Raw genomic sequence first — 10635 nt, 5'->3', positions numbered from 1 at the left:
GTCGATCTTGCGAGCCCGGAATCGTCAGACCCTCGTGGGACGCTTGGAGTGGGGACCTCGGACTCCCCCCGGGGCCCCCAGTCGGGATCGATTCCGTTGGTCGTGTCGGCGCGGTCGGCCGGGGCGCTGGCCGGGCAGGTCGAGCGGATCAAGGCCTGGCCTGGGGACGCGGCGGACATCGCGTTCTCGTTGCTGACCACGCGCGGGGTGTTCGATCACCGGGCCGTGGTGCTCGACGGCGAGGTGCTGGCGTCCGGGGTGGCGAAGGCCGGGGAACTGGCGTTCCTGTTCAGCGGGCAGGGCTCGCAGCGGGTGGGGATGGGGCGCGGGCTGTATGAAGCGTTCCCGGTGTTCGCTGAGGCGCTCGACGCCGTGCTCGCCAACCTCGACCCCGCCGTTCGCGAGGTCATGTGGGGGAGTGACCAGGAGGCGCTGAACCAGACCGGGTACACGCAGCCCGCGTTGTTCGCGTTCCAGGTGGCGCTGTACCGGTTGTTCGAGTTCTACGGCGTGAAGCCCGACCACATCGCCGGTCACTCGATCGGTGAGATCGCGGCCGCGCATGTCGCCGGTGTGTTCAGCCTTGAGGACGCCTGTCAACTCGTGACGGCGCGTGCGTCGCTCATGCAGGCGTTGCCGGCCGGGGGCGCCATGGTGTCGGTGGTCGCGTCCGAGAAGAAGGTCCGTGAGCATCTGACCGATGGCGTGTCCATCGCGGTGGTCAACGGCCCTCGGTCGGTGGTGATCGCCGGTGTCGAAGAAGAAGTGCTCGCCATCGCCGCGAAGTGGAAGAACAAGCGGTTGAAGGTCTCGCACGCGTTCCACTCGCCGTTGATGGAGCCGATGCTGGCGGACTTCCGCGAGGCGATCAGCGGGCTGACGTTCAACGAGCCGCTTGTCCGCATGTCAACATCCGGACAAGTGAACAACGTCGACTACTGGGTCGACCACGTGCGCGACACCGTGCGGTTCCACGACAACGTCACCGCGCTGGGCGACGTGAAGTTCGTCGAGGTCGGACCCGATGGGGTGCTGTCCGCGATGGTGGACGGCTGCGTGCCCGCGGTCCGGCGCAGCGGTGACGAAGTCAAGTCGATGTTGACTGCGTTGAGTCGAATCAATGTTGACGGCGTCAATGTTGATTGGAAAAAGTTCTGTCAACATGGCCGCAAGGTCGACCTGCCGACGTACGCGTTCGAGCAGCAGCGGTTCTGGCCCGAGGTGTCGACCAAGTCGGACGTCCGGTCGGCTGGGCTTGGCGCCGTTGAGCACCCGCTGCTCGGGGCCGCCGTCGAGCTGGCCGGAGGCGAGGGCCTGCTGTTCACGAGCAGGCTGTCGCTGCGGACCCATCCGTGGCTGCGGGACCACTCGCTGCACGGCAAGGTGCTCGTGCCCGGCGCGGCTCTCGTCGAGCTCGCGCTGAGGGCCGCGGACGAGGTGGGGCTCGACCGTGTCGACGAGCTGACGATCGCGGCGCCGCTGGCGCTGCCCGAGTCCGGTGCCGTGCAGGTGCAGATCCGCGTGGGAGCGGAGGGCGAGCGCCGCTCGGTGGCGATGCACAGCCGTCCCGAGGACAGCGATCTGCCGTGGACCGAGCACGCTGCCGGATTCTTGGCGAGTGGCACGCCGGTCGCGGACTTCGACGCGACCGCGTGGCCACCTGCTGGCGCTGAGGCGGTGTCGGTCGAGGGTGCTTACGAGATGTTCGCGGAGCTCGGTTTCGACTACGGGCACGCGTTCCAGGGGTTGCGGGCCGCGTGGAAGCTGGGCGACCAGGTGTTCGCCGAGGTCGCGTTGCCTGACGACGTGAGCGCGACCGGTTTCGGCATCCACCCGGCGTTGCTGGACGCGGCACTGCACGCGGTGGCGTTCGCGGACCAGCGGACCGAGGGCGCGGTGCCGTTCTCGTGGGAGAACGTTGCGCTGCATGCGGTCGGAGCCACGTCGTTGCGGGTGCGGCTGCGGACCACCGGCGACAGCTCGATGGAGATCGCCATCGCCGACACCACGGGTGCGCCGGTGGTGACGGTCGGGTCGCTGGTGACGCGAGCCGTGTCGGCGCGGCAGCTCAGTGCTGCGCAGGAGGCGTTGTTCGGGCTGGACTGGGTGCCGATCACGCTGACCGACGCGGTTCCGGCGGCGCACGTCGTCGAACGCGTGGAAGCTGAGGGTTCGCCGGTCGAGGCCGCGCACGCGTTGAGTGCTCAGGTGCTCGCGAAGATCCAGGAATGGATCGCCGCCGAGCGTGCTGAGAAGCTCATTTTCGTTACGCGGCAAGGTGATCTGGGCGCGTCGGCCGTGTGGGGGCTGGTGCGGACCGCGCAGTCGGAGCATCCCGGCCGGTTCGCGCTCGTCGAGACCGACGGTGACCTGCCGGACGCGGTGCTCGCGAGCGCCGAGCCGCAGCTGCGGGTGCGGGGCGGCGAGGTGTTCGTGCCGCGCGTCGCCCGGATCGCCGCCGGCGAGAGTGTCGTCTTGGAAGGACCTGTGCTGATCACCGGCGGTACCGGTGGGCTCGGTCAGGTCATCGCGCGGCATCTCGTTGCCGCGCACGGTGTTCGCGACCTGGTGCTGGTCAGCCGTCGCGGCGAGACGCCGGACTGGGTGGCGGAGCTGGACGCCTCGGTCACCGTGGTGGCGTGCGACGTCGCCGACCGGCACGCTGTTGCGAACCTCTTCGCGGGCCACGAGATCCGGTCCATCGTGCACACGGCCGGTGTCCTGGACGACGGTGTCATCGAGTCGCTCACGCCGGAGCGGTTGTCCGCCGTGCTGCGGCCCAAGGTCGACGCCGCGTGGAACCTGCACGAGCTCGCTTCGGACGTCTCGGCGTTCGTCGTGTACTCGTCCGGCGCGGGCGTCTTCGGGTCGTCCGGGCAGGGCAACTACGCGGCGGGCAACACGTTCCTCGACGCGCTGGTCGAGCACCGGCGCGCCGCCGGACTGCCGGGTGTGTCGCTGGCGTGGGGTGCGTGGGCGGAGACGGGCATGTTGTCCGGTGCCGACGCCGAACGCCTTGCGAAGTCGGGAATGCCGCCGATCACGCCCGCGGAGGGTGTGGAACTCTTCGACGCCGCACTGTCTTCTGGCGTGTCGCTGGTGCTGCCGCTGCGGCTCGATCTGCCGGTGTTCCGGGCGCGGGGCGAGGTTCCGGCGGTCCTGCAGGGGCTGGTGAAGGTTCGCGCGCGTCGCACGGCTGCTTCGGGCGCGTCGTCCTCCTTGGTGCAGAAGCTGGCTGGTCTGGATGACGCCGGTCGCCTGGAAGCCTTGCTGGAGTTGGTGCGTGCCGAGGTCGGCGCGGTGCTCGGTCACAGTGGCGGCGAGGCGATCGACCCGGCGCGGGCGTTCCAGTCGCTCGGCTTCGACTCGCTCACGGCGGTCGAGCTGCGCAACCGGCTCGGTGAGGTCACCGGGCTGCGGCTGCCGGCGACGTTGACCTTCGACTACCCGACGGCCGCGGTGCTCGCGAGCTTCCTGCGGGACGAGCTGTTCGGTGCCGCGGACGTGGTGCCCACGCTGCCCGCACCGGTGTCCACTTCGGACGATCCGATCGTCATCGTCGGCATGGCCTGCCGTTATCCCGGTGGCGTCTCCTCGCCCGAGGACCTGTGGCAGCTGGTCGCTGACGGCGTCGACGCCATCACGGAGTTCCCGACGAACCGCGGCTGGGACACCGACGGCATCTACCACCCCGACCCCGACCACGCGGGCACGACCTACTCGATCTCAGGCGGCTTCCTGCACGAGGCGGGCGCGTTCGACCCCGCGTTCTTCGGCATGTCACCGCGCGAGGCGCTCGCCACGGACTCCCAGCAGCGCCTGCTGCTCGAGACGACCTGGGAGGCGCTGGAGCGGTCCGGCATCGACCCGGCTTCGTTGCGCGGCAGTGCGACCGGCGTCTTCACCGGCGTCATGTACAACGACTACGCGTCCATTCTGGACGGTGGAGAGTTCGAAGGACACCAGGGGCAGGGCAGCGCGGGTTCGATCGCTTCGGGTCGCGTCTCCTACACCTTCGGCTTCGAGGGTCCGGCTGTCACGGTCGACACCGCTTGCTCCTCCTCTTTGGTGGCATTGCATTTGGCTTCGCAGGCGTTGCGCTCGGGTGAGTGCTCGCTGGCGGTCGCCGGTGGCGTGACCGTCATGTCGACGCCCACCACCTACGTCGAGTTCTCCCGTCAGCGCGGTCTTTCGGTGGACGGGCGCTGCAAGGCGTTCTCCGACGACGCCGACGGCACCGGCTGGGGTGAGGGTGTCGGTCTGCTGGTGCTGGAACGCCAGTCGGACGCTCTGCGTCTCGGCCACACCGTCTTGGCGGTCGTGCGCGGTTCGGCGGTGAACCAGGACGGCGCGTCCAACGGCTTGACCGCGCCGAACGGTCCGTCGCAGCAGCGCGTGATCCGTGCTGCGCTGGCTTCGGCCGGCCTGGTGCCTGGCGATGTCGACGCCGTCGAGGCGCACGGCACCGCGACGAAGCTCGGCGACCCGATCGAGGCCCAGGCGCTGCTCGCGGTCTACGGGCAGGACCGCTCCGAGCCGCTCTACCTGGGCTCGATCAAGTCGAACATCGGCCACACCCAGGCCGCCGCGGGTGTCGCGGGCGTGATCAAGATGGTGCAGGCGCTGCAACATGGCGTGCTGCCGCAGACGCTGCACGTCGGCACCCCGACCACACAGGTCGACTGGGAGTCCGGCGCCGTCGAGGTGCTGACCTCGTCCCGTGCGTGGCCATCGGTTGAGCGCGCGCGCCGTGCCGGCATCTCGTCGTTCGGCGTCTCGGGCACCAACGCCCACGTGATCATCGAGGCTCCTTCGACGGCGCGGGAATTGTCAGACCTGCCTGAGATGATTGGGATGGGGGGTGGTTCCCCCCAGGGGGCCAGCCAAGCCGGATCGATTCCGTTGGCGGTGTCCGCGAAGACGCCGGGGGCGCTCAAGGGGCAGATCGAGCGGGTCCGGGCGTTGGTGGACGGCGGGATGTCCGCTGTGGACGTCGGGTTCTCGTTGGCGACTACGCGCGCGTTGTTCGAGCACCGGGCCGTTTTGGTTGACGGCGAGGTTGTCGCTGAAGGGGTCACGGGCGGGAAGCCGTTGGCGTTCCTGTTCTCCGGGCAGGGGTCGCAGCGGATCGGGGCCGGGCGGGAGCTGTACGAGGCGTTCCCGGTGTTCGCGGAGGCGTTGGACGCGGCGCTCGTCAACCTTGATCCGGCTCTGCGGGACGTCATGTGGGGTGAGGATCAGGAGGCGCTGAACCAGACCGGGTTCGCGCAGCCGGCGATCTTCGCGCTGGAGGTGGCGCTCTACCGGTTGATCGAGTCGTTCGGGGTCAGGCCGGACCACGTCGTCGGGCACTCGATCGGTGAGATCGCGGCGGCCCACGTTGCCGGGGTGTTGAGCCTTGAGGACGCGTGTTTGCTGGTCACGGCTCGTGCGGCGCTCATGCAGGCGTTGCCGGCCGGTGGCGCGATGGTGTCGGTTGTCGCGTCCGAAGACGAGGTGTTGCCGCATCTGACCGCTGGAGTGTCGATCGCGGCGGTCAACGGTGCGCGATCGGTGGTGATCGCCGGGGTTGAGGCTGAGGTTCTCGCGGTTGCTGAGCGGTGGAAGAGCAAGCGGCTGAAGGTGTCGCATGCGTTCCACTCGCCGTTGATGGAGCCGATGCTGGACGACTTCCGCGAGGCGATCAGCGGAATCACCTTCGCCGAGCCGGTTGTCGGAATGTCGACATCCGGCGATGTCACGTCTGCCGACTACTGGGTGAACCACGTTCGGGACGCGGTGCGGTTCCACGAGAACGTCACACGACTGGGTGACGCGACGCTGGTGGAGGTCGGGCCCGACGCGCAGCTGAGCGCGATGGTGGACGGCTCCACGGCGGTGTTGAGGCGGGACCGCGGTGAGGTCACGTCAATGTTGACTGCACTCGGTCAAGTACATGTTGACGGAATCAATGTTGACTGGACGCAGCTGTACACGGGTGGACGGAAGGTTGATCTGCCCACCTACGCGTTCGAGCACCAGATGTTCTGGCCGGCGGCGGTGCGCAAGGCCGGCGACGTCGGCGCGCTGGGCCTCACGCGGGTGGAACACCCGTTGCTCGGGGCGGCGGTCGACGTCGCCGGTGCGGACGGGATGCTGTTCACCAGCCGGTTGTCGCTGAGCTCGCACCCGTGGCTCGCGGACCACCGGGTGTTCGGGCAGGTGCTGCTGCCCGGGACCGCGTTCCTGGAGCTCGTGGTGCGGGCCGGGGACGAGGTCGGGCTCGATCGCGTCGACGAGCTGACGCTGGCCGCGCCGCTCGTGCTGCCCTCGCAGGGTGCCGTGCGCGTGCAGGTCGCGGTCGGGGTCGAGGAGAACGGGCGCCGCGCGGTCGAGGTGTTCTCGCGGCCGGACGGCGAGGACGTGCCGTGGACGCGGCACGCGACCGGCTTCCTGGCGAGCGGTGCGTCTGCCGGCGACTTCGACGCCGCTGTGTGGCCGCCCAGTGCGGAAAGCGTTGACGTTGAAGGGGCTTACGAGCGGTTCGCGGAGAACGGGTTCGAGTACGGGCCGGTGTTCCAGGGGCTGCGCGCGGTGTGGCGCACCGACAGCGAGGTGTTCGCCGAGGTCGCGCTGCCCGAGGGGGTGGATGGAGGAGCGTTCGGGCTGCATCCGGCGCTGCTCGACGCCACCCTGCACGCGGGCGGGTTCTTCGACGGAGCCGAGGCGGGGCTGCCGTTCTCGTGGGAGAGCGTGTCGCTGCACGCCACCGGAGCTTCGGCGGTTCGGGTCAGGCTGCGGCGCGACGGTGACGCGTGGGTGATCGCGGTGGCGGACACGACGGGTGCGCCGGTGGCGACGATCGGGTCGTTGGTGACGCGGGCAGCGGTGCGGAACGTCAGCTCGGTGGACCGCGACTCGCTGTTCAGGCTCGACTGGGTGCCGGTGTCGCTGCCTCAGGCTGGTGCGGCCGCTGTGGTGGTGGAGGAGTTCGTCAGCGACGGAGACGTCGTTCAGCAGACGCATGCGCTTGCTGCTCGCGCGCTGGAGTTGGTGCAGCGCTGGATCGCGGAGGAGCGGGCCGAGCGGCTGGTGTTCGTGACGCGCCAGGACGACCTGGCCGCGAGCGCGGTGCACGGCCTGGTGCGGGCCGCGCAGAACGAGCACCCCGGCCGGTTCACGCTCATCGACACCGATGCCGAGGTGGCCGAGCAGGTTCTCGCGATCGACGAGCCGCAGCTGCGGGTGCGTGACGGGCAGGTGTTCGCGGCACGGCTGGCGCGCGCGGAGGCGGCTGAGCCCGGCGAGTTCACCGGGCCGGTGCTGATCACCGGCGGTACCGGCGGGCTGGGGCGGGTGATCGCGAAGCACCTCGTCGAACGGTACGGCGTCAACGAACTCGTACTGGTCAGCAGGACCGGCAAGGCGGATGTGTCCGATTTGGACGCTCACGTCACCGTCGTCGCCTGCGATGTCAGTGACCGCAAGGCGTTGCAGAAGGTGTTGAAGAAGCACAAGGTTCGCAGCGTCGTGCACACCGCGGGTGTGCTGGACGATGGCGTGGTCGAGTCGCTCACGCCGGAGCGTCTGGCTGATGTGTTGCGGCCTAAGGTCGACGCCGCGTGGAACCTGCACGAGCTCGCGAAGGGCTTGGACAGGTTCGTCATCTTCTCCAGTGCTGCCGGGACGTTCGGGGCGGCGGGGCAGGCGAACTACGCCGCAGGCAACGCTTTCCTCGACGCTCTGGCTGAGCACCGCCGAGCCGCTGGGCTGCCCGCGGTGTCGCTGGCGTGGGGTGCGTGGAACCAGACCGGCATGCTGTCGGAGGCCGATGCCGAGCGCATGGCACGCGGTGGCACGCCGCCGTTGTCGGTCGAGCAGGGGCTTGCGCTGTTCGACGCGGCGATCGCGGGTGAGGACGCGGTGCTGCTGCCGTTGCGCCTCGACCTCGCGACGTTGCGCAACCACGGCGAGATCCGCCCGTTGCTGCGCGGCTTGATCCGGACTCGGGCTCGGCGTGCCGCGGCTCAGGCGGATTCCGGGCTCGTCCAGCGGCTTTCCGCGATGGCACCGGAAGCGCGGCTGGTTTCGCTGCTCGAGCTGGTGCGCACCGAGGTCGCTGCCGTGCTCGGTCACGACGGTGTCGCGGCGGTCGATCCGGCCAAGGCGTTCCAGGACCTCGGGTTCGACTCGCTCACCGCGGTCGACCTGCGCAACCGTTTGACCGGCGTGACCGGGTTGCGGCTGCCGAGCACGTTGATCTTCGACTACCCGACGTCCGCGGTGCTCGCCGGCTTCCTGCGGGACGAGCTGTTCGGTGCCTCCGACGCGGTTCCGGCACTGCCCGCGCTGGTGTCCACTTCGGATGATCCGATCGTGATCGTCGGCATGGCCTGCCGTTATCCCGGTGGGGTCGCGACGCCGGACCAGCTGTGGGACCTGGTGGTCGACGGCCGGGACGCCATCAGCGAGTTCCCGGCGAACCGCGGCTGGGATCTCGACGCGCTCTACCACCCGGACCCGGACCACGTCGGCACCTCGTACACGAAGTCCGGTGGGTTCATTCACGACGCGGACCTGTTCGACCCGGAGTTCTTCGGGATGTCGCCGCGCGAGGCCGTGTCGACCGATGCCCAGCAGAGGCTCCTGCTGGAGGCGTCGTGGGAGGCGTTGGAACGCGCGGGGATCGATCCCGTCAGGTTGAAGGGCAGTCCGACCGGTGTGTTCGCCGGCGTGATGTACAACGACTACTCGCTGCTGCTCGAAGGTGATTCCGAGGGGTATCAGACGACCGGTGGCTCGCCTTCGGTCGTGTCCGGCCGGGTTTCCTACACGTTCGGCTTCGAGGGGCCCGCGGTCACTCTCGACACCGCATGCTCGTCGTCGTTGGTGGCGATGCACTGGGCGATGCAGGCTCTTCGTGCTGGTGAGTGCTCGCTGGCGTTGGCCGGTGGCGTGACCGTGCTGGCTTCGCCGGGTGCGTTCATCGGGTTCTCGCGGCAGCGCGGACTCTCGCCGGACGGTCGCTGCAAGGCGTTCTCCGACTCGGCGGACGGTGTCGGCTGGTCCGAGGGTGTCGGGGTGGTCGTGCTGGAGCGGCTGTCCGACGCGGTTCGCAACGGGCACAACGTTTTGGCTGTCGTGCGCGGCTCCGCTGTCAACCAGGACGGTGCTTCCAACGGGTTGACCGCGCCGAACGGCCCTTCGCAGCAGCGGGTGATCCGGCAGGCGCTGGCGTCGGCTGGACTGTCCACTGCGGACGTTGACGTGGTCGAGGCGCACGGCACCGGCACGACTTTGGGTGACCCGATCGAGGCGCAGGCTTTGCTGGCCACCTATGGCCAGGACCGGCCGTCGCCTTTGCTGCTCGGCTCGATCAAGTCGAACATCGGCCACACGCAGGCCGCCGCGGGTGTCGCGGGCGTGATCAAGATGGTCCAGGCGTTGCGTCATGGTGTTGTGCCGCAGACTTTGCACGTCGACGAGCCTTCGTCGCACGTGGACTGGGAGGCCGGGTCGGTCCAGCTGCTGACCGGCAACACCTCGTGGCCTGCGGTCGACCGGGCGCGCCGTGCCGCCGTCTCGTCGTTCGGCGTCTCGGGCACGAACGCGCACGTGATCTTGGAAGCGCCGGGCACGGGGATCCCCCCGTTTTCCAGCGTACCGGGCGAAATCGCTGGTCAACCGAGCTCGCTGGAATCTGTGGACAACTCTGAGGCTGTGGACAAGTCGGCCGTTGTCGATCTTCGCGGCACAGAGTTGTCGGCCACGGGTGAGACGATTGGAGTGGGGACCTCGGACTCCCCCTGGGGGGCCCAGACGGGATCGATTCCGACGCCGGTGGTGGTGTCGGCCAAGTCGCGCGGCTCGTTGAAGGCTCAGGTCGAGCGGGTTGTGGCGCTGGTGGAGAGCGGCGTTTCCGCGGTGGACGTCGGGTTCTCGCTGGCCACTACTCGGGCGTTGTTCGAGCACCGGGCTGTGGTGGCGAACGGCGTTGAGCTGGCAAGCGGGGTGGTGAGGAACCGGCCGCTGGCTGTGGTGTTCTCCGGGCAAGGGGCGCAGCGGCTTGGGATGGCGCGGGAGCTGTACGAGGCGTTCCCGGTGTTCGCGGAGGCGTTGGACGCCGCGCTCGTCAACCTTGATCCGGCGCTGCGGGACGTCATGTGGGGGGACGACGCGGAGGCGCTGAACCAGACCGGGTTCGCCCAGCCGGCGATCTTTGCCGTTGAGGTGGCGCTGTACCGGTTGTTGGAGGCGTTCGGAGTTCGGCCCGCGCAGTTGGCCGGGCATTCGATCGGTGAGATCGCGGCGGCGCATGTCGCTGGGGTGTTGAGCCTTGAGGACGCGTGCCTTCTGGTTACGGCTCGTGCGGCGCTCATGCAGGCGTTGCCGGCCGGCGGGGCGATGGTGTCGGTCATCGCGTCTGAAGAAGAAGTGCGTGAGCGGCTGACGGACGGTGTGTCGATCGCCGCTGTCAACGGGCCTCGGTCGGTGGTGATCGCTGGGGTCGAGGCTGAGGTCCTTGCGGTTGCTGAGCGTTGGAAGAACAAGCGGCTCAAGGTCAGCCACGCGTTCCACTCGCCGTTGATGGAGCCGATGCTGGACTACGACCGCTCGCAAGAGGAGGTCCTCCAGCACTTGGCGGAGAACCGCGTG

1 protein-coding gene is annotated in these 10635 nt (G+C 69.1%); it reads left to right on the top strand.

Going from position 1 to position 10635, the window contains the following annotated elements; genetic code table 11:
• Nucleotides 1–102: 102 nt before the first annotated feature.
• The coding region (locus ABZX92_RS43500; protein WP_355571660.1) for a type I polyketide synthase at nucleotides 103–10635 on the top strand (10533 nt) is incomplete at its 3' end.

Origin of the sequence: Lentzea sp. NPDC006480 (assembly GCF_040611995.1) — a bacterium.
Lineage (GTDB): Bacteria > Actinomycetota > Actinomycetes > Mycobacteriales > Pseudonocardiaceae > Lentzea.
Note: the sequence above shows the minus strand (reverse complement) of the source record. Positions and strands in the feature narration are given on the sequence as shown.